Raw genomic sequence first — 20,700 nt, 5'->3', positions numbered from 1 at the left:
ACCATGGCCGCCAAGTACCGCGACACCAGCCGGGCCGCCTACCTTCTGAAGCCCAATACCGCGCCCTGGACCGCCCGTTACCGGGCACTGCCCTTTGCGGAGCAGTGGCACGAAAGCGTTCTGGACCTCTGCAACCTAGGCCGTCCCCCCGAGGCCGAGCCCTACCGCGCTGCGCCCGTCGCCAGATTCAACGGAGTTCTGCAGAGCCTCGCCCCCGATCTGGTCGTCCGCGGCCGTCCCCGCGACCCGCAGCAGCTGGCCGAGGACTTCTGGCTCTACACCCCCTCCGACGCCCCCCACCCGCTTCCCGGCGACACCCTGAACCGGCTGAGCGGCGCCTGGCTTCAAGACCTCCGCCCCGAACCCGCACATCACCGGGCAGTCCTAGACACCCACACGGCGCTGCGCTCCTGCCCGCCGCAGTGGCAGGATGTCACCGTCGACCTCCTCGGCTGCCCCACGACCGACGGTGGAACCGCGGCTCCGCGCGACCGGCAATACCAACTCGCCACCGATGCCCTGGCCCGGCGCATCCTCGCCCTGGGACCCTACGAACACAGCGCCGGCAGCCTGCACTTCCGGGCCGTGCCGCGAGGCCCGCGGCAGCAGGGAGCGGAACTCCTCTCACAGCCTCTCTCGCATGTGGTCAAAGGGCGCGAGTGGTGGTTCTCCCTCGTGATCAACATTTCGCTACACACCGTCCCCTTCGACCCTCGCCCCCGTCTCCACCTGCACACGGGAGTACGCCGCTGGGCAACTCGCCTCGACGCGAGGAAACAGCGCCTGCGGCTGCCGTATGGCCGCGACACCTCGGTCTACCTGCTGCCCGGCATCCCCTGGCTCCCCGGAGCACCCACCAGCGAGCGGTACGCCGTGGCCCGGCTGACCTGGGACCGCGGCACCAAGGACTATGCCTGGAAGAACAACGGCCCCGCCCAGATCCTCGGCAGGCTGGCACTCAACCGCCCCTTCCCCGACCCCGCCAGCCTGCTTGCCGCACCCGAGGAGTGGATCGGCGACGGGGACGGCACCCGCGCCGCCGTCGTCCACAGCACACACATGGGGCCTCACGGCATCGGTGCCGGCCTCATGTCACACCAGCGTTCACAGATCGTCCAGTGGGCCGAACAGGCGCTGCCCGAGCAGCTACGCCAGGTTCCCTCCCTCAGCCGGGCGAGCGCCGGCAGCAGCGCCCCCGCCAATGCTCGGCCCAAGCCCAAGGCGCCGGAGAAGGAAGCGGAGGCGCAACGCGAAGCCCGCGCCCGCCGGACCGCACTCGCGGTGGCAGCCAGGATCAACCAGGGACAGGACCCCGCCGAGGCGATCAAAGGGACGGGAGCCGGGTGCCTCGTCGAAGCCAGACTGCTGTGGCAGAGCCCGTCGTTCCGCGATGCAGCCATCGAGGCCCTCGCCGACGTCCTCGGCCTGGACGGCGACGGAAGCCGCCCGGAGCCAGCCACTGCCGAGAACACATACGAGCGGGCCGTACCCGGAAACCCCGTCACTCTCGAATGGAAAGCCCCGGAACTCACCCTCCGCCTCCGCTGTCTGCGCACCACCGAGGGAATCAGCGATACCCTGGGCATCGACCCCGCAGCACGGCCCAGGGGCAAAGCCCTGGAGGCCGGTATCAACGCCCGGCGGAAGACTACCGCCGCATTCTTGGCCGACGACGGAGCTGACCCGCTTCACCCCAGCTTCGCCCTCGTGGAGATCGACCGCCGCCAGGACTTCGTCCACCGTCTGGATGACCCCAAGTACGCGCTCCGGCTGGGATGCGCGGACGCGGGCGTCCTGACGCAATTCGCGCTCGTCCCCAAGAAGGCCAAGGGCTACAACAGCGAGAAGAACCTCTCCCACCGGGTCCATTCGGGCTGGGAGGACGCTCTGCGCCAGTACGGTGTCCGTGTCCTACCCGAGCACACGCTCGGCGAAGCCATCCCCAAGGACCTGCGCTACGTCGCCACGTACATGGTCAAGCGGCGCAAGGACGGCCCCACCCGACTGCCCCGCCACACCCCGGTGGCCGTCATGGTCACACCGCTGGCACCGGGCAGCGGCCTGGCGACCGTCACAGGCTGGGACGAGCGGACAGGACGCTGGATTCCCTACCCCCAGTTCCTGCTCGGCCTGGTCAAGACAGCCGAAATCCCGGAGGTCAGCGAACCCACCGAGACCGAGACCGCGACGCCCACGGACACCGAAGCCGCCGCCTTCGTACCACAGCAGCGTTCAAAGTACCGCGTCTGGCAGCAGAACATGGACGAACAGCGCCGGGCGACCGCCCGATACCTCCAGAAAATGGTCCGCTCTCTTCGCGGCCGACCCACTGCCCTGCTGACCCATTCGCAGAACAGCCGGTTGCACTGGCCCTGGCTCCAGGACGGCCGAACCGAACGGGACCTGATCAAGACCGGGCACGCGCAGCCGGTGGGACTAGACCCCGATCTCCGGTTGATTCGCGTACGTACGGCAGCAGGGCGGGAGACCCCGCAGTGGTGGGGCAACGCCTCTCCCGGTGAAGTCAACGGCCTGCCCCAGGGGCTGTGGGTGGAGGACGAAGACGCCGCACGCTCCTCCGGCCGGATCTTCTACAGCACCACACCCAAAGCGAGCACTTTCCGAGACTCCGCCGTCGAGGCCGACAAAATCGCGCCCCGGCCGCTGCGCCAGGGACCCAACAAGGGCAAACCCACCATCGATACACACATCCCGGCCTGGAACCCCGGGCTAGTGGAGATCGCAGTCCTGGGCTGCCACGCGGATGCCGGCGACTCACCCGAAGCACTCGCTCTGGCGGTGCACCAGCTGCGCCAAGCCCCCGATTACCTGGACGCACTCTCCCTCCCCCTGCCCCTGCACCTGGCAAGCCTCGCCCAGCACTACGTGCTGCCGACGGTCGCCGAGGCAGAGGCGGGTGAGGCTGAGGAATCCTCCCTGGAGGAGCTGGCCACCACCGAGGTGGCAGGCAACGTCAATGGGCAGCGCGTAGCGGCGGCGCTCGGAGTGATCGAGGAAGGCACGGACGTCGAGCCGGCAGACCTGGACCCGGAATACGCAGAGGACCCCGGCCTCGCCCAAGCACCGGAGGACGAACAGCTCGCCTTGTTCCCCTGAGGCCGAAGGAGTGCTGGCACCCCCACCGGCGCTGCCCTTGTTCTGCGGGGCGCATCCCATGAACGGATATGGGTGCGGCTCGTTCTGAGTGAGATCGACGTCAGGCTGTGAGGGTGTATCGGGCCTGGTCATGGGCTGGGTAGAGGCGTTGATGTTCCTCAGCGAGATGATGTTCCCAGTAGGCGTCAAGATCGCTGTTAGCGGCGACGGCACGGAGTTTCAGGACGGCTTCGGCGCCGTCGAGGCCCCAGCGGGCTCCGCTGATGTCGAGCCGGTCGGCGACCAGATGGCGGGCCGCACCCTCGATGATCCCGCTGGCGATAGGCCAGCCCGACTGAAGGGCCTGGCCGTAGCGCAGGAACGTGGCCTTGGTACGGAGATAGCGGACACACACGTCGGCGTCACGCCATCGCTCGGCACTCAACTCGTCCTGATCCGCCTGGACTTGGATGGCGTCGGCGACTTCGACTGCGTCGCCGTTCAGGATGGCGAGGGCATGGGTGGCGACCCAGTCCTCGGCAGCCTTCTCGCCCGCACGGTGGAAGCACCAGCTCGCCGACCTCAAATATTCGAGCACGTGGACGATATCGATGACGATGTGCACCTCGATGGCGCGGAAACGGGCCTCGGCCCGGATCAGGTCGAGTTGGTGCTGGGCGCCGTCCACGAGGACGACCCAGCAGCGCCGATGATCGTGGTCGCGCGCCTCGGCGTGGTCGAAGACCTGCCGCACCACATGCTCGGCGTCGTGGACGACCGATGCGCACAGCCACTTGGCCCGGGCGATGGGGCCGGGCCGCGGGACGTAGTCGCCCCCGCGGCAACCGGGCGGGGCGATCACGTCGTGCGGACGGCGGGGTGCCGGTTCGGCGTCATAGACCGCACCGAGGGTGGCCATGCGCTTTCGGGCACTCTTCTCTCCGGCGGCCAGACGGGTGCGGAAGGTCTGCTGCCGTCTCGCGGGTGGCCTCTCGCAGAGCCTCGGGCCTCATGACGATCCCCTTGCCGTCGACGGACAGCACCAGCACCGAGGCGGTGCACGGTTCGACGACTCTCGCGTCATAGAAGGCGTCGATGTCCTGGGCGGCCTCGACCAGCAAACCGGCGAGCCGGCGCTTGCCGAGCCCCGGACCGCACCGACGACAGATCGCCTCCAGCGAGGCGTCGTAGGACATGCGGATCGCCGCCTGGACCGCGAGGCGGGCCAAACCGTGCGAGTGCCGGCCCCTTGGCAGGGACAACGCCTCATCGACCGGAGGCACGTTGACTGCCTCCAGGCGCCGCCAGGCACAGCGCGAGACCGTCACCGTTCCGAACACCGTGGCCAGCAGCCGCTGGTGACCGGTCTCCAGACGCGGGCGGAGCAGACCGTCTGCGCCGACCACATGCGGCCGCCGCACCACCACGGCCTCCTGCTCGCGCCGCTCCCGCAGGTCCAGATGGTCCTGGAACATCTGCCGCAGCAGGTCACGGCCCCGCTCCTGGAGGAGATCCTCCAGCTCGTGATGGCCCAGCTCACCCGCCGCCGGGGAACTCAGATCCGTCACGAGCGCCCCGAACAATTTCGTCGCCGCCTCAAAGCAGTCAGAACTCGACGGCATGTCATACCGTTTCACCGCGCTCTTCTTCCTACGGACGTTTTGGTTGGCACCTACGAACGTAGGAAGAAGAGTCCTCAGTTGCCAGAGCCGGGACCGGGCGGCCCGAGGTCCTCGGTGTGTTCGACCAGTACGAACAGGCCCGGACTGTCCTCGGTGAGCCAGCCCCGCCTCGCCAGGCGCTTCAGCTTCGCTCTCACCGACTCCACCTTCGAGGCCCCCTCGCCCCACCCGATCGCCACCGACACCGCCTTCGACCGCATCGGCCGCCCCGCAGCCTGCAGCACACCCACGACGTCCCGGTAACCCGCCGACAGCACCGACGTCTCCATACCCGGCTCCCACTGCGGCACCGTCGTCACCCCGATCGGCGACACTGGTTCCGTCTCCCGGGCGCCTGGCTTCTGCCGCACCGTCCACTCGTCAGCAGCCGCATCGTCGAGGACCTCCCGCACCACCAGCCGGGCGATCTCCACCTGCGAGAGCATCTCCTCGGACGCTTCCAACTGCTCGCTCAGGTCCGCGACATGCACCCGCAGTTCGACCACACGCTCCCGGATTACCCTCTCGCGCCTCTCCAGTTCCTCAAGCAGGGACACCATCACCACACCCCCTTGTCGCCTGCTCGACAAGGTAGAAGCGACCAGCACCCATGACCAGCCCACCCAGTGGCTTGACGCCGCGGCGACAGCGACGCGATCAGTCGACCCGCTGCCAGCCCTTGAGAGAGGTAGCGGTCAGAACCGCGGACGGCTGCATGCGCCGCTTCCACAGCGTTGCGCCGGGATAGTCAGGAAGATCCGCCCGGGCGTCGTCCTCGCTGTCGTACACGTGCGACCGGCCGTCTGCCGTCTCGATCTTCCACTGGTCTCGAGGCATGAGAGGCATAGACATAATGACGTCCCTTCTCCCCTCTGCCGTCTCAGGCTAATGCCCGTACACCCCACGCGCCTCACATCTCACCGACATCAGCCCCGCACCCAGCAATGAATGCCCAGCTCAGCCAGTCCCTCGAAAAGAGCCGGACCCAAGTCCTTTCCGGCCACGGCGGTCGGCTACCGTCGGCTGCTCGCCTGGGCTCGCAAGTTAGGCACGGTGCGCCGGGCCGGCGTGGAGGGCACCGGTACCTTCGGCGCGGGCCTGTCGCGCTACTTGCTGGCGCAGCAGGTCGTGGTGTTCGAGGTGAACCGGTCCGACCGCTCGGCTCGTCGACTGCTCGGGAAGTCGGACCCGCTCGACGCACAGGTCGCTGCGCGGGCCGTGCTCAGCGGTCGCGCCCGGGCCCGGGCGAAGACCGGCGACGGTCCGGTGCAGAGCGCCCGGATGTTCAAGATTGCCAAGGATTCCGCGGTCAAGGCCCGCACCCAGGCGATCAACCAGCTCAAGGCCGTCCTGGTCGTAGCCGATCCGGCCCTGCGGGACCGGCTGTCCGGCCTGGGCAACCGCGAACTGTTCCGCACCTGCGCACGCCTCAGCCCGAGCGAGGGCGAGGCCGGCGGGAGCGATGGGGACCCTTTAGCTGAGGCCACTCTCATGACGCTGAGCATGCTGGCTCAGCGCATCGAGCAGCTCACCGGGCAGATCGACGAGCTGAATCAGCGACTGACCGGGCTCGTTGAACGCCATGCCCCGCAGCTGCTCGCGCCGGTGGGTATCGGCCCGGACTCCGCTGCCACGCTCCTGATCACCATGGGCGACAATCCCGAGCGCCTGAGCACCGAAGCGTCTTTCGCCGCGCTGTGCGGAGTCAGCCCCATCGAGTACTCCTCGGGCGGCCGGAGCTCGCGGCGGCTCAACCATGGTGGCGACCGGCAGGCGAATGCCGCTCTGCACCGCATCGTGTTCACCCGCCTGCGCCACGACCCGCGCACCCAGACGTACTACGAACGCCGCACCCGGGAGGGCAAGACCCGGCGTGAGATCATCCGATGCCTCAAGCGATATGCCGCCCGCGAGGTCTTCAACCTGGTCAGGACGGTCTCGACCGACCCCCCGTTATAGGGGCGTCTGTGTCACCCGAGTCCCTCGGCTTCTGCCGACGTACTCGCCGCAGTTGCCGATGGAGAGATTGCTGCCGAGGTGACACCCGTTCGGGACTTCTCCTACGAGCGGGTCCTGCGCAGCGAGGACATCGATGTGGAGCACCTTTCACCGCCCCTGCCCCGCTGACGAACTTCGAGCGCCCGAGGCGAGGGTTGTCCGTCGACTGCGCTGGTACCCGCGCACCCAGGCGTACTACGAGCGGCTGTGTCGGAAGGGAAGGTCCGGCGCGAGGCCATTCGCTGCCTTAGACGCCATTTCATTTGGTGATGCGGCGGTGGCATATGAGGGTTGCCGCGATGGCCGTGAAGGCGAGGAAGTGTTCCGGCTTGCGTTCGTAGCGGCGGTGAAGACGGCGGCATCCGGACAGCCAGGAAACCGTCCGTTCGACGACCCAGCGGTGTCGGCCCAGGCGCTGGGAGGACTCGGTGCCCTTGCGGGCGATGCGGTGGGGGATTTGCCGCAAGGAGAGCCAGCGCCGCAGGTGGGGATAGTCGTAGCCCTTGTCGCCGTGGAGCTTGGCGGGTCGTCGGCGCCGGGGGCCGCGGCGAGAGCGGATGGGCGCAATGCCGCGGACCAGCGGGATGAGGGCCTGGCTGTCGTGGAGGTTGGCGGCCCAGACGCCGAGCGAGATCGGCAGGCCGTGCCGGTCGACGATCAGGTGGATTTTCGATCCGCTCTTGCCGCGGTCGGTCGGATTCGGTCCCGTCAGCCGCCCCCTTTGAGGGCTCGGACGCTGACGGAGTCGATCGCGCACCGTGACCAGTCCAGCTGACCGCGGGAGCCGAGTTCGTCGAGGACCAGGCGGTGGAGCTTGGCCCACACCCGCGCCTCGGTCCACTCGGAGAACCGGCGGAACGCGGTCACCCCCGATGGGCCGAAGCCGGGCGGCAGTTGGTTCCACGTGCAACCCGAGGTGGCGACGAAGATGATCGCGGCCAGCACCTCCCGGTCCCCGTGCCGACGCCGACCGCCGCCTTGCGGGCGCTCGGGAGGCGGCGGGACCACGCGCTCGAACAACTCCCACAGGTCATCCGGCGCCATCCGCTCAACAAGCGATGCAGTCACCGCACCAGACTGCCGCAAGATCACACCAAACGAAATGGCGTCTTAAGCGGTATGTGGCCCGGGAGGTCTACCGCCTCGTCCAAGAGCAGCATCGGGATCCGCGATGATCTTGAATGGCGGGCGCGCACTCTCGTTGGCTTGTCCGCGAGAAGCGTGCGCCCACTGTCGGAGCACGGTTACCTGGATCTGCGGCTGGCGGGCTGCCCGTTGGGCGAGGGTCGACGTCCTGCTCCTCCATTCCCGCTCCCTCCCTGTCTTTGACGATCTACGATTTCCAACCGGGGCATCGCAGCAAAGGGGGCGGGGATGACCGCTGAGCGTGGCGGGTCGACGGCGGCTGACGTGGAGCGGGCGATCCGGACGGCCGAGGACCTCATGGAACGGGAGGGCCTGGCGGTCGGCGTGGAGGTGCCCGAACCGGTCGGGTCTGAAGCGACTTGCATGGCAGTTCAGACGCTGGAGCGTCTGTTCATGGAGCTGCCGGGTCAGATGAGGTTTGGGCTGCGCCGGCAGCGGGACAACGGCGGGGACCTATCGACGGACCCGCTGCAGGGGCTGTCCGAGATGGTGCAGAATGCCGACGATCTCGGGGCGTCCCAGGTGAGGATCCTCGTCCGCGATACGGAACTGGTCGTTGCGCACGATGGTCGTCCTGTGCGGCTGACCGATGTCATGGCGCTCGCCATGCCCTCGCTGACGAGCAAGGCCGACGACCCTGACGCGACGGGCAGGTTCGGAATCGGACTCATGACTCTCCGTCGGCTGTCGCCTGTCCTGGAGATTTTCTGCGGCTTCTATCGCGTTCGGATCGGGGACCCCGATGTGTCCCTCGCCGAGCCCTTCGAGGTCCCCGCCTGGTTGGCGGGAGACGGATGGACGGTCCTGCGTATCCCGCTCGCCACGCCGACCGACGTGCGGGTGCAGGACGTGGACGACTGGCTCGCCGCGTGGGGCGACGAGGCGCTGCTGTTTCTCAACCACGTGCGCAGGGTCGTGCACCAGCAGGAGGGCGGGGACGTACGTACCCAGCTGGCACTGGAGTGGGGCGAACTGCCTGGTTGTGAAGCGGTCGTCGGCGGTCTGGACACCGTAATCGACATGCGGACGGCTCGGTCCTCCGGCGGCATGTCCTGGCAGGTCAGCCGTGCCACCGTCCCAAGTCCCCCCGACGTGCCCAGGAACCGCAAGGCCGCCGGTGAATCGACCAGCCTTGCCGTTGCGATTCCGCTGCACGAGGGTGCGGGGGACGAGGTCACTGGGCGAGTGCACGTCGGACTGCCCGTGACTGAGTGGGGACTTCCGCTCAGGATCGGAGCTCAGTTCGATCCCAACCCGAGCCGTCAGCACTTCAACGACACCCCGTGGAACCAGGCGTTGCTTCCCCTGCTGGCCGATCTTTGGGCCGCAGTCATGGTGCGACAGTTTCGCCTGGCTCCCGCGGTTGCCTGGCAGTGCCTGCCTCTGCCGCGTGATGTTCAGTCTCCGGACGGTCTCATACGGGACTTGGAGCAGCGGTTGCTTGCCCTGGCCCGGACAAGGGTGTCTTCCGAGCTGCACCTGAGAACGCCGCTCCATGGCGATCTCGGACTCGTCGACCTCGCCGTCGGTGACGAGGCGCTTTCGCATGCCCTCTCGGACGATGAGATCGCGCAAGTGGCCGGACGTACCGCCGTGTTGCCTTCAGCGGCGCGGGATGTGGACGGGCGGTGGCGGGATGTTCTCGATGACTGGGCCGACCACGAAGGTGCCGCGCCCATGACCGTCACCCTCGCGATGGCATTGGATGCTCTCCTCGACGATGCGGATCGGAGCCCAGAGGCGACCGTCGCGCTCGCTTCTGTTGCCATCGCCGAGGACGAGACGTGGAGCCTTCGGTGGCGCAACAGGCTGGTGGATGTGTCCGGGGTGCGGCACCGGGTATCCGGACACGGAGCCGCGGAGATCTTCACGGACAAGGCGCAGGGGTTGTGGAAAGTCCTCGGGCTCGGCCGGGATCTGCACCCTGCCTTCGTTGCTGAGACCGGCGAATCGGCCCGGGTCAGCGCGTGGTTGAGAGAGCAAAAGGTCCTGGTGACGGGTGCGGAACCAGCCCTGGCCATCCGTCACCTTGCCGCGCGTGGCAGTCGAAGGGGCGTCGCGCCCCTGGTCTTGGACGACACCCAACTGGTGGCGCTGCGCGACGGATTCCTGCGAGTCCCGGCGAAGGAACGTCACCGCCTGGGCAAAGAGGTGGGTCGTGCCGTTCAGTTGCATGGCCGCCTCTCTGGGCCAGGGGGCCGCTGGGAGGACGTACAGGTCTGCCCCGCGGATGCCTATCTGCCCGCGCGATTGGACAGTGTGGACCGGGATGACAGTCTCGAGACCGCCTCAGGTCGGGCCGAGGGCCTGACCTGGTTGCGCCCCCGCTATGCCCAGGTCCTGCCCGGGGCCGGGACGGGCCTGGGTGCCCGGGCCTTCCTTCACATGCTCGGCGCTGAGAAGGCACCTCGGCTTCGGCCGCACCCACAAACCGTGCACCGCTTCACCGCTTCCAACCCGAACGACGGTCTACCGGCCCGCGTCCAGGGCGGCCCGGCGGAGCGCCGAAGGGATCTCCAGCACCTGTCGGCCACCTACACCCTGGAGGACTACGACAGCCCTGACCTGATGGCCGTCCTCAATGACATTGCGGCGGAGGAGGACGGAGTAGCACGACGTCGACGGGCCGCCGCACTCCTACGTGTACTCGGACGCTCCTGGAGCGCCCTGTCCGAGCATCACAAGGTCCGTGCAGTGTATGACCATCACACCTGGAACTCCCGCGGAGAGACGGACGGGTTCTGGCTTTGGCAACTGAAGACCACGGCCTGGCTGGACGACCAGCATGGCGAATCGGTCGCTCCCTGCACCCTGCGTGAGCGTACGGTCAGCACTGTGGCGGTCTATGGTGCTGAAGGTGTCGGCTTCCTGCACCCCGACCTCCAGCAAGCAGTGGGCCGGCGAGGTGAGGTGCTGGTTGCGCTCGGCGTCGCTGGCGAGCCGGACGTAGCCGACCTCCTGGAGGCGCTGCGTCGTCTGTGTGAACAGGGCTCCGACGCCCCCGACCATCCGGCGGCGCAGCTCCTATACAAGGCGCTTGCCGAGCGACTGGCCACCCACCGGGGCAAGGACGCATCGCAGGCAACCGCCCAGGTCCGGCGTGCCTTTGGGCAGCACAGTGGACTGATTCTCACGACCCTGGGCTGGCGTCGGCCGGGCGACTGCTTCTGTGGCCTCCCGGTCTTCGGTCGGTGGGCCGCCTTCGCGCCGTCGTTCAAGGGCAGCGATGTCCTCTGGGAGATCCTCGGAGTTCCGAAGGCCGGTGTGGACGATGCGATACGGGTGGTAAAGGACGTGGCCCGCGAGGCGCGGGAGCAGCGGGACGCGCTCCTCCCGGCCGATGCCGAGACTGTGCTGCTCGAAACCCTGCAGATGCTGGCCAAATTAGCCGACGAACGGCCCGAGACGGTCACCGCGTCCTTGGCGGCAAAGCTACCTCTGCGCACGAGCAGTGGGTGGAGAAGCAAGCGTCCTGTGTACGCGGCTGACGCGATGGTGGCTGAAGCATTGGGCTCGCTGATGCCGGTGTGGTTGCCGGGCGCGGAACTCGAACAGTTCAGGCCGCTTCTCGGACCCCTGCGGGTGACCGAACTGGGAACGGCAGACGTCACTTTCCTCCCCGCGGAGGACGCACACGTTGACGAGGAAGCAACCGAGCTGGTGCGCAGCGCGCTTGACCTGCTGCGCGAGGACCTCCAGCGCAACGCCGTCGCCGTCGCGGGATCGCTCGACTGCTCCTGGGACAACCTGGCCAAGGTCGAGGTCAGGGTGACCTCGTCGCTGGAGTGCCTGGCCACTCTCGCAGATGGGGAGTCGGCTCGGGGGCCGGTGCGTACAGCCCTCGACCGGGACTCCCGCACACTATGGACGGTGGACCGCGAGCTGCTGAGGAGGCCGTCGGAGGCGGGCCGGGCCATTGCGACGCGCTTCACCAAGGATCGGCGTCAGGTGGCCTCTTCATGGGCAGTCGCGTACGACGAGGCAGAGCGCGGTCGAGAGGCAGTGCGGCTCGAGCTCGCTGCGGAGCGGGTTGCACAGGACCAGGCGGCGATGGACACCAAGCGTGCACAACGCCTCGCCGCGCTGGAGGCAGAAGTCAAGACGGCGCAGAGGGATGCAGGCAGTCGGCCATCCGCGTCGACAGCCTCCCCGCCGGCGATTGGCCGCCCCGCTTTGGCAGCCCCGCTTCCGCAACCGCGACAGTTCGTAGACCCCGCAGCTCTCCGCATTACTGCGGTTCGACGGACCACGCAGGCGCAGCCGTCTGCTGGAAGGGTGTCGGGGCCTGGCGGAGCTCCCGCCCGAGGCCACCTAAGGCCACCCACATACGCATCGACACCGCCCACCGCACGCCCGGTTCCCCCTGCACCGAACATCGATCATCAGGAGAGGGTGGCCCTGGACCTCCTTCGCCAGGTTCTGGGTGCCGAGCAAGAACCGGGGTGGCTGCGCGATTTGCGGCACCAGCACGGTGTGGGCGCCGATGCCGTGGATGGGCTCGATCGGTTTTACGAGCTGAAGACGACCTACGGACCTGAGCTGGACACGGTGACCCTCACCGCCAAGGAATGTGAACGGGCAGCCTCGGGGGCAGAGTTCTTCCTCGTCGTGGTCTCCGGACTCGCGGCGGACTCCGATCCCGTCCTGCGATTCGTTCCGGATCCTCTGCGCCAACTCGGCGTTCGCCCGAGCGGGAACGTCATTCTCACGGGAATTAAACAGTCCGGAAGCCTCGTCGTCGAATTTGGCGCGGGCGAGGAGCTGTAGCCGTCGACGCCGGTATCGCCGACAGGGAGGGCAACAGTGGTTGCTACTGGTGGTGAGGGCGCCCAGGAGCTGCCACCAGGAAAGGAGGCTCACCAGCGCCAATCTGGTTCGGCGCGGAGTTCATTGCGGTTGGTTGCCTCTTGTGCAAGTCGTTCCCCTTTGGTCAGCAGGGCGTGCGCTGCCTGCCGGAGTTCCTCGGGGAGCCAGGCCGTCAGGCTGGTGGCCCGTTCTTTGGCGATGGTGTCGCCGGCGGTGGGCTCGTGAGCGAGCAGCAGTCGGTATAGCGCAGTGGCCGGTTCGATGGGCGGCAGTCCGTGCCGTGCGCCGTTGATGGAGGCTCTGGCTGGGATGGCGACGCCTTCGGCGTCGAGGTCGCCGTAGTAGACGATGCGGTGGATGTCAGGGAGCTCTGTGATGTTCTCTACGGATGCTTCGAAGGCTCGCCCGGAGCCGAAGGCGATGAATCCGATGCGGCCAGGGGAGGGTTCGAGCAGGCGGCGCAGGGTGGCGTAGGTGTCGCTGTTTTCCACCACGAGCAGGGTGTCGCCGTCGCCGAGCCTGCGATGGGCCAGTGGGGGCGGTTCGCGGTAGGTGGCGAGCTGCTCGAGGGTCAGCCTGCCAGGGGCGAAGAGGGCTCCGGTGATCAGCGTGTCGAGGCGCTTTTCGTAGCGGAAGATTTCGTAGGAGCGCTCGCGCAGGGGTACCGGGACACGTCGGGCTGGCTGGTGGTTGATGTCTCGGAACCAGCGGTTGCAGGCGAGGAGGTCCTCGGTCTGGGATGCAGTCAGCTGGGCGTCGTAGGCCCAGTTGAGCTCTGGCCGCCAGGATGTGGGCTGTCGTGGGGCGGAGGTCTTCGCCGGTGCTGTCGTGGGGATCCGGATCTGTTCCGGAAGAGGCGGCCGGCCGGCGTCCCACTTGGTGCGCGAGGTGGGTAGGCCGATGATGCCGTGTTCGGTGATTTCGTACAGCAGTGTGGCGAGGGTGTTGCGGGCGTTGTCGCCGCTGGCGGCGCCCGGCAGGGTGTCGCGGAATGCCTCCATGAGGATGGCCCGGCTGACCATGACGCGTTCGGCGCGGGCTTGGAGTGCGGCGCTGAGTTGTGCCGCTGCGGGGGAGAGCGGCACCTGGTCTGGATCCGTGGGTGAGCTCACTGTGCGTCGACCTGCTTCCGGTACAGGCGCGCCGAGGTCAGCATGCCGACGGGTTCAGCAGCGTCCTGGTCGGGGGCGATGCGCGGCGCAGGAATGAGCGCGTTGCGAACCTGGTCTTCGAGCCGGATGAGGGCGAGGCCGGTGCGGGCTTCGGCGTCGTTGCGGAGCTGGATGCGCATGGGGAAGCGCGAGGTGACGTCCTCGTCGCTCAGTCCCGTGGTGTAGATCAGCTGGATGCCCAGGGCGGCGGCCATCTCCATCTGGATGTCGACGAGGTATCCGGCGTTGGCCCGACCGATGGGGTTGTCGAGGAGCAGCAGGCCGCCGTTGCGGGTGCGGCTGCGCGGGCCGGGGGAGGTGCGCAGGGCGGCGAGCGCGCAGTACAAGAGGATGGCTCCGGTCAGTTCCTGGCCGCCGGAGAAGATGCGGCTCATCTCCTCGACGGGGACGCGGCCCAGGCGCTGGGAGGCATTGGGCTTCATGACCTCGGCGGTGAACCCGCGGGGCACGGCTGCGAGGAGGCAGCGCATGACGACGTCGATGCCTTTGAGGTTGCGGGTGCGCTGATTGCCGGCCAGCGAGTCGATAGACTCGCGTATCTGGGCCATGAGCGCAGGCAGGTCCGGCTTCTTGTAGCGGATGGCGAGAAACTTCTGCCCGGACCAGGGCGCGTCGCCCTCGGGAAAGGCGGAGAAGCGGCTGGCCTGGTCGAGGCGCTGCAGGAGGTCGGTGACGTGACCGCTGAGGTGTGAGGCGAGGGTCTCGCGGGCCTTGGCCATGCCTTCGAGATCTGAGGTCAGGGCTGCGACGCGGGAGGCCAGCGCGTCGGTCCAGGTAGCAGCCATTGCGGGGATGTGGCGGCTGTCCAGGGCGGAGATCTGCGTACGCACGGGGATGTCGAGGCGTTCGAATCGGACGTCGGCGGGTACTTCCTTGAGCCGGCCGACGCCTCCTTCCAGCTTGCGCTCTGTCTGGCGCGCGGTGTCCCGGCAGGTCGTGTGGGCGGCGACTGACTGGCGGGCGGCGGATGAGGCGGCCTCTGCAGTGCCGTTGTAGAGCGGCTGGTCCGGCGGGACGGTCAAGCCATGGACTGCGGTTTCCAGCATCGGCAGGACCCGGTCGAATGCCTCCAGGTCCTTGGTGGAACTGGTCTGGTGGCGGCGCGCGGTGTTGAAGGCGTCATTAGCCAGACGCTCCTCGTTCTGCGCCGTGCCCAGCTCAGCTGCGGCCCTGGCTTCCAGCTCGTGGGCCTCGGCGACGGTGGTCGGTGTCCAGATGGCGGCTTCTTCGGCGTTGGGTAAGACGGCCGGTTCCAATCGCCTGGCACGCTCGTCAAGCCGGCTCGCCTGATCCCGGAGCCCCTGGAGGGAGGTGGCGCAGGAGTCGATCTCGATGGTGAGGGCGCGCAGAATGGCGTCGCGTTGAACAGCGTCACCGGCCCGTCCATCGTGACTGTGGGCCATGGCCAGGTCTCGGACTGATTCGGGGACTTTGTCCCATTCCGCCTGGCTGGCAAGCAGAGCCTTCTGCGCTGTCGCGGCGCGCACTTGCTGGTCTTCGCCGACCTCAACGCCCCTCAGTTCGTCCTGCGCTTGCAAATATCGGTGCTGGAGAGACGGGAGAGGCAACAGCTGTGCGTCAGAGTCGTGGTGCGCCTGCTCTGCCTGAGTCGTGCTGGTGATCTTTTCGCGTGACCGGGCATATCCGTCTGCAGCCTGCTCGGCAGATTCGATGGCGCGCGCGAGGCGAAGAATTTCCTTGTCCGCTGTACCGATCTGGCTTGCCAGCGAGTCGAGTTCGGTCTCACGGACGATCTCTTCGCCGGCAAGGACCTTGATCCGTGCCTGTGCTTGGCCGGCAGCGGATTCGCCTTGTGCCAGGCGGGCCAGTTCCTCGGCGATCTTCTGCGCGGCATTGAGCCGCTCGGTACGCAGTGCGTATTCGTCGTCGGCACCCTGCAGCGCGACCTCTTGCTCATCTGCTGCGGTGCGGGCCTCGGCCAGCTCGTTCTCGGCCTTCTCAGCAGCAGTCTCCAGAAGGTCCAGCTGACCGAGCAGCTCGGACACCGGCCGCTGACCGCAGGCGTCACGCCAGGTCGCGATCTGGCCGAGCAGCTCTCGTACAGCACCAATGCGCTGTCCGAGCGAGTTCACCTCGCGGGTGGCGTCGGCGATTCGGGCATCGACCGCGGAGCGTTCGTGTGCGGCGGCTTCCTCGTCATGAAGGGCGGGGGAGGGTTCGACCACGAACCGTCCCCCATCGGGCGCTGCTTGGGCGCTGAGTATCCGCTCCCCGGTACCCACGGTCACGGCGGCGGAGGGCAGCGGACGAAGGTCCTCCACCAGGGTCCGGGCGCTGTCCAGGCCGTCATGGCCGCCCACGATGATCCCGCCGACCAGGTCGGGATGTGTGCTGATGACCTGCTGGCGCTCGCTGGTCGGGACGTTGTCGTGCATCCACTGCCAGCCGGGCACGGCATGGATCCCTCGAGCCGACAGCTTGTCGCACAGGGCGCGTACCTCTGCGGAGGCGGGCAGCAGGCCCTCACTGGTGTCGAGGAGGGCGAGCAGGGTTTGATCGTTCTGCAGGTCGATGCGTTTGTGTGTCAGCGCGCTATCGAGCCCGCCGATGCGGCGCTCGGCGAGCTGCTGCAGGGCGTCGGCGTGGTTGTCGAGCCAGCGCAATGCGTCGCCGTCGCCCAGTTCGTCGAGACTGGTCTCCAGAAGCTCGCCGCACAGCGGGTTGCTGCGCATGCCCTGAGCCTGAGCGCGCAGCCGACTGGTCCCCTCTGCTGCCGCCGTCGCTGTTCCGCGCGCGGACCAGGCCAGTTGCTGTTGCTTGGACAGCTCGGCGTGCACGCGGTCCCGTTCGGTCTTCACGCTCCTGCGGGAATCGCCGGCCTCCTGGAGCAGCTGCTCGCTGTGGCGTGCCTCGTCTTGGGCGCGGTCGGCAGCATCGGCGGCGCTTTCCTGCGGGGCGAGAAGGTCCCGCTCGCGGGCGGCACTCAGGAGTAGCGCGAAGGCGTCGGTCTGTTCCTGCAGTATGCGGGATTCGGCCCGCGCGTCGCCCGCCGCGGTGAGTAACTCGTTGCTGCGGGTACGCCATTGCCCGGTCTGTTTCTGTTTCTCGCCTGTCACGCGGTGGTGCGCGTGGATCTTCTCGCGGGCCTCCTTCTCGGCCCGGGTATAGCCGGCCCGCAGGGCCGCTGCCGCAATGTCGAGGGCCTGCACGTACGGGGCGGCGGTGCGTTCGTCCTCAACGAGGGCATGCTGGGCGCGGTTGTTGTCGTCCTGCGCCTGTGCGTGGCGCAATGCGATGGGCACCCTTGCCCACGCCGCGCTCTGCCGCTGCGCCTCCTGATTTTCCTTCTCGGTGGCCTCCTGCTGAGCGGTGATCTCACCCAGCTGGAGCGTGTGGGCACACAACTGCACGTGCCGCAGGCGCGCGTGGGCGAGAACACTGCTGCCCTTTGCTGCTTCCAGCACCCCGTGCGTCCTCTTGAGGGCGGCGCTTCTGTCGCTCTCGGTGGCGGTGAGCGTGGTGTGACGCGCCCGGACCGCGGAGGTGAGCTGTACGAGGTCCTTCTCGGCGCTCTGGGCTGCACCGACCTGTCCGGAGTACAAGCTGTGGAGGCGGGCGACGTCCTCGCACGCGTGGTGCATCTCCACCGCGAACTGCCGTTCCCTCTCCCACTGGGTGCGCTGGTCGTGGGCTGCGGCATAACCGTGGAAGGCGGTGCCCAGTTCGGTGTACTGGTCGTCGTCGGTGGCCTTGCGCAGGAGCCATTCGACGAAGGCGTTGGCGGTGTTGGTGGTGAAGGCTGCGGCGGCGTCGCTCTCCTTGGCGTTCATCCTGCGCTGCACGTCGAAGAGTTCGGGTTGCAGTCCGAGGCCGCGCTGGTGTTTCTCCCATTTCTCCTGACCGTCGACGAGGTGCAGTTCGAGGGCTTCTACCCGTGCTTTCCAGTCACAAAGTTCGGTGTAGTAGTCGTCGTACGGCACCCAGTGCCCCTCGCGGTGGAAGGGAAGCCGGTCGGCGTCCAGGGCCGCGCAGGGGTGGAAGCTGTAGAAGCAGCGCCGGAGTTTGCCGTCGCGCTCGGGCGCCAGGACCTGTGCGGTCACCAGGAGCCGTCCGGTGCGGGCGTCGGCCCATTCGAGCACGACATGCGAGGGCTGCGCGGAGGAGATGGTGAAGTTGCGCAGCGTCTCCAGGTCCTGGTGGCGAAAGGGGATGGTGGTGCAGGTGATGCCGGTGAGTAAGACGCCTTTGCCGCCGCCGTTTTGTAGCATGACCAGGCTGGCGGGTGCCGGGCGATGGGTGACGTGTCCGGCGGCGGGAATCAGGGAGGCGGTCTCCACCTCGGCTCCGACACCGGAGAAGTCCAGCGGCACGTCCTCGTAACGGGCATCGCGGGGACCGAAGTTTCGCAGCAGGATGCGGTTGAGCTCATACATGGCAGGAGTCCTTGGGGGGAGGGCGGTCAGCTGAACAGACCGTTGGCCGGCGCGGCATCGTCCGGCGTGGGCGGGGCGTCTGGCACTGGCAAGGCGTGGCCGGGTGCGCCGTCCGTGGGCAGGGCTGCGACGCCCAGGGCTGCGAGTTCCTGCAGCATGTCGCGGGCGGCCTGGTCGCGGATCTGCAGCCGGTACTTGACGTGGGTGTTGTAGGTGCCAGCGTCCTCGTCGCTGACTTTGCTGGCGAAGCCATGGCTTTCCAGATGCGTGAACGCCTTCTTCACCAGGGCTCGGGTGGACGCCTGCGGCGTTCTGGCTGTCTGCGTCCTGGTCGTGCCCGTGGCGTTGCGGCGCAGGTAGGCCCGCCACAGCCCCTCCAATCCCGGCTGGCCGGAGGGTGGATCGACGTCCTCGTCGGTGTGGGCAAGCCGGCGTTCGATGGTCGCGGCCCGGACGCGGACCTCGTCGTCGACCTCCCGGACCGAGATCCGCCCGACATGCTCGTCATCGTCGAGGTCCTCAGGGCGGGGAAAGACCAGGGACGCGATCGTCAACTGGGCCAGCAGGTACAGGGGGCGATCGGCGGTCTGCGGAACGAGTTCGGAGACGGACACCGCGAAGTCGGTCTCGGGCGTGGTGCCCAGGACCAGCCCGGTCAGCGGATGAACTTCCAGCACCGTCAGGTCGAAACCCTGGGCGACCTTCCGCACCACCTGAGCGAAGTCCGGCTCGGTGTCAAAGCGTTGGACGAGGCGGGCGTACTCGCCGGAACGAGCGGGCGCCTTGCGGCGGGCCATCGCGAAGGCGACCATCCGGGCAGCCTCGGCGGCATCCTCGTGGCGGTTCATGCACTCTCCTGATCAAGTGGATGGACATCGGGGCCCTGCGGGCGGCGCGGAGCAGAAGACGCGGGCGGGGGCGTGTTCATCTGTGCCGTCTGGGCGGCGCCCGCGGTGCGGAGCAGGAGGAAGTCGCTGCCGCCGAAGCGTTCGTCCTCCAGGCCCGTGCCATCGTCGACGGCCACCACGGCAGCCTTGCCGTCGGCGAGCTGACGCACCGGAATGAGCCGGAACAACTGCTGGACGCGGAGCGTGAGCAGCTCGTCCGTTCCGGCGTCCGGGCCTGTTCCCGGGCCGGGCCGGCGCGTGGTCGCCAGCAGCGCCGAGAGCCGCACGCCCTGGTCCGTGACGGCCGCCAACAAGGTGTCCACCACGTGCTGCTGCTCGTCGCCGAAAGCAGACGGAGCATCGATCTGCGACCAGTCGTACTCGTCCTGGACCGCCACCAGCCCCCCACCGGTCTCCTCGGCGACATGAGCGAGCCCCTCCAGGTAGTCGGGCAGGTACATCACACGCGGGCGCACCGGCCCCATGACCGCGCGCGTGAAAGCTTCCAAGGGGCCCAGGCACGCGTCGAGGGAGAGCTCCAGTACGGGTTGGAGGAGCTGCTCGTGCAGGTGTACGCGGGTATGGATCGCCGGAGCCACGAAGACCTGGCGGTCTTGTTGCCGCCGGAATTCCGGACCGACTTCCATCAGCATCCTGATCAGAACCGCATGGCGTTTCCAGCACTCGTGGATGAGCTCCGCGAGGTCTTGCAGCTGCCTGCGCTTGCGGTCATCGGCGGTGGCTTCCAGCAGCTGGTTGACCCGCTCCTTTTGCATCGTCTCGGCCTCGGACCGGCTGCGTACGTGCTCCAAAGCCTCATCGACGGTGTCCTTGACCTCTGTGACCCAGTCCACCGCCCGCACATTGCGCTTCATCGATTCGATGCGCCCGTGGATGTCCTTGGCGTACCGGATGCTGTGGATCTGCGCGTTCTGGGCGGCCTGCCACGCCTCGCTAATCCTCGACCGCTTGAGCAGGGCCTCCAGTTTGGCCTCGGCGGCGATCTGTTCCGAGGCGATGTCGACGTCGATCGCATGCACCAGCACGGTGATCGCCGCGTCGGTGGCGATGAGCGCGGCCTGCCCCACATGATCGGGGACTTCTTTGAGGATCTGGAAGGACGCGGTGCGTGTCTCGAATCCGTCGTCAGTCACATACCCGACGTCATGGTGGAAGGCGCGGTCGCGTTCCTCGGTGTTGATCAGCCGCTCGGTCACCCAGCGGGCGACCGCCCGGTACTCCTCCCCCGTCCGCTCCGGCAGCTGCAGGGCCGCGAACTCGGCCACGTGTTCCACGACAGCGTCCTGTCGCACGGCCGAGGTCATGTCCGTGCGCAGGGTCACGAAGTCGATGGCGATCAAGGCTAGTTCGGCCAGGCGGTATCGGTCCCACCCGCGTTCCTTCTTGGCCTTGCTGTTGTCCAGGGCCATGAGCGGGGAACCCACGGCCAGGGCCCGGATCCGTGAAGTGATGCTCTCGTAGATTGTCGATGGCTCGTCGAAGTTCACCAGTTCTGTTCCCCCCAAGTTCATTTCTGGCA

At 67.8% G+C, this 20,700-nt stretch carries 10 protein-coding genes and 1 pseudogene; 3 read left to right on the top strand and 8 right to left on the bottom strand.

What is annotated here, in order from left to right; all coding sequences use genetic code 11:
* The first annotated feature begins 3 nt into the window (after window positions 1-3).
* Window positions 4-3,117 (top strand): pPIWI_RE module domain-containing protein, encoded by a 3,114-nt coding sequence (locus ACZ4MU_RS20130; protein ID WP_467878202.1) that lies wholly within the window; start codon window positions 4-6, stop codon window positions 3,115-3,117.
* A gap of 100 nt (window positions 3,118-3,217) precedes the next feature.
* Here ACZ4MU_RS20130 and ACZ4MU_RS20125 read toward each other — a convergent pair.
* From ACZ4MU_RS20125 to ACZ4MU_RS20115, 3 genes and pseudogenes are all read right to left on the bottom strand, one after another.
* Window positions 3,218-4,733 (bottom strand): annotated as a pseudogene (locus tag ACZ4MU_RS20125) (ISKra4 family transposase).
* Window positions 4,734-4,792: 59 nt separating this feature from the next.
* Window positions 4,793-5,317, bottom strand: coding sequence for a hypothetical protein (locus tag ACZ4MU_RS20120; RefSeq protein ID WP_467878200.1), 525 nt, complete (start codon window positions 5,315-5,317; stop codon window positions 4,793-4,795).
* 97 nt (window positions 5,318-5,414) lie between these two features.
* The gene (locus tag ACZ4MU_RS20115; protein WP_467878198.1) at window positions 5,415-5,594 is read right to left on the bottom strand and encodes a hypothetical protein; all 180 of its coding nucleotides are present in this window, start codon (window positions 5,592-5,594) and stop codon (window positions 5,415-5,417) included.
* A gap of 111 nt (window positions 5,595-5,705) precedes the next feature.
* On the opposite strand from ACZ4MU_RS20115, the gene ACZ4MU_RS20110 reads away from it, so the two are divergent.
* Window positions 5,706-6,716 carry an IS110 family RNA-guided transposase gene (locus ACZ4MU_RS20110; protein ID WP_467878196.1) on the top strand — a complete coding sequence of 337 codons (1,011 nt, stop codon included), beginning with the start codon at window positions 5,706-5,708 and terminating at the stop codon, window positions 6,714-6,716.
* 298 nt (window positions 6,717-7,014) lie between these two features.
* Here the strand turns inward: ACZ4MU_RS20110 and ACZ4MU_RS20105 are convergent.
* Window positions 7,015-7,799, bottom strand: a protein-coding gene (locus tag ACZ4MU_RS20105; protein WP_467878658.1) for an IS5 family transposase whose coding sequence is annotated in 2 segments (ribosomal slippage) — window positions 7,015-7,466 and window positions 7,466-7,799 — 786 coding nt in all. Because the reading frame shifts where the segments join, the coding sequence is not laid out codon by codon here.
* Between the two features lie 330 nt (window positions 7,800-8,129).
* Here ACZ4MU_RS20105 and ACZ4MU_RS20100 point away from each other — a divergent pair.
* Window positions 8,130-12,668 carry a sacsin N-terminal ATP-binding-like domain-containing protein gene (locus tag ACZ4MU_RS20100; RefSeq protein WP_467878194.1) on the top strand — a complete coding sequence of 1,513 codons (4,539 nt, stop codon included), beginning with the start codon at window positions 8,130-8,132 and terminating at the stop codon, window positions 12,666-12,668.
* 89 nt (window positions 12,669-12,757) lie between these two features.
* Here the strand turns inward: ACZ4MU_RS20100 and ACZ4MU_RS20095 are convergent, their stop codons facing one another.
* From ACZ4MU_RS20095 to ACZ4MU_RS20080, 4 genes are read right to left on the bottom strand one after another with little or no spacing between them, the layout of a single operon-like run.
* Window positions 12,758-13,792: a Wadjet anti-phage system protein JetD domain-containing protein gene (locus ACZ4MU_RS20095; RefSeq protein WP_467878191.1), complete on the bottom strand. Its 1,035-nt coding sequence runs from the start codon at window positions 13,790-13,792 to the stop codon at window positions 12,758-12,760.
* A 23-nt stretch (window positions 13,793-13,815) separates the two neighbouring features.
* Window positions 13,816-18,273: a coiled-coil domain-containing protein gene (locus tag ACZ4MU_RS20090; RefSeq protein WP_467878190.1), complete on the bottom strand. Its 4,458-nt coding sequence runs from the start codon at window positions 18,271-18,273 to the stop codon at window positions 13,816-13,818.
* Window positions 18,274-18,299: 26 nt separating this feature from the next.
* Entirely contained in the window at window positions 18,300-19,121 is an 822-nt protein-coding gene (locus ACZ4MU_RS20085; RefSeq protein ID WP_467878187.1) for a hypothetical protein, read from the bottom strand.
* Window positions 19,118-20,668, bottom strand: a complete 1,551-nt coding sequence (locus tag ACZ4MU_RS20080; protein WP_467878184.1) for a hypothetical protein — start codon at window positions 20,666-20,668, stop codon at window positions 19,118-19,120. The genes ACZ4MU_RS20085 and ACZ4MU_RS20080 overlap by 4 nt, the downstream gene beginning before the upstream one ends.
* Window positions 20,669-20,700: the final 32 nt, after the last annotated feature.

The organism is Streptomyces sp. NPDC026377, assembly GCF_055567715.1.
The sequence above is the reverse complement of the archived record's forward strand: the minus strand, read 5'-3'. Positions and strand labels throughout refer to the sequence as shown.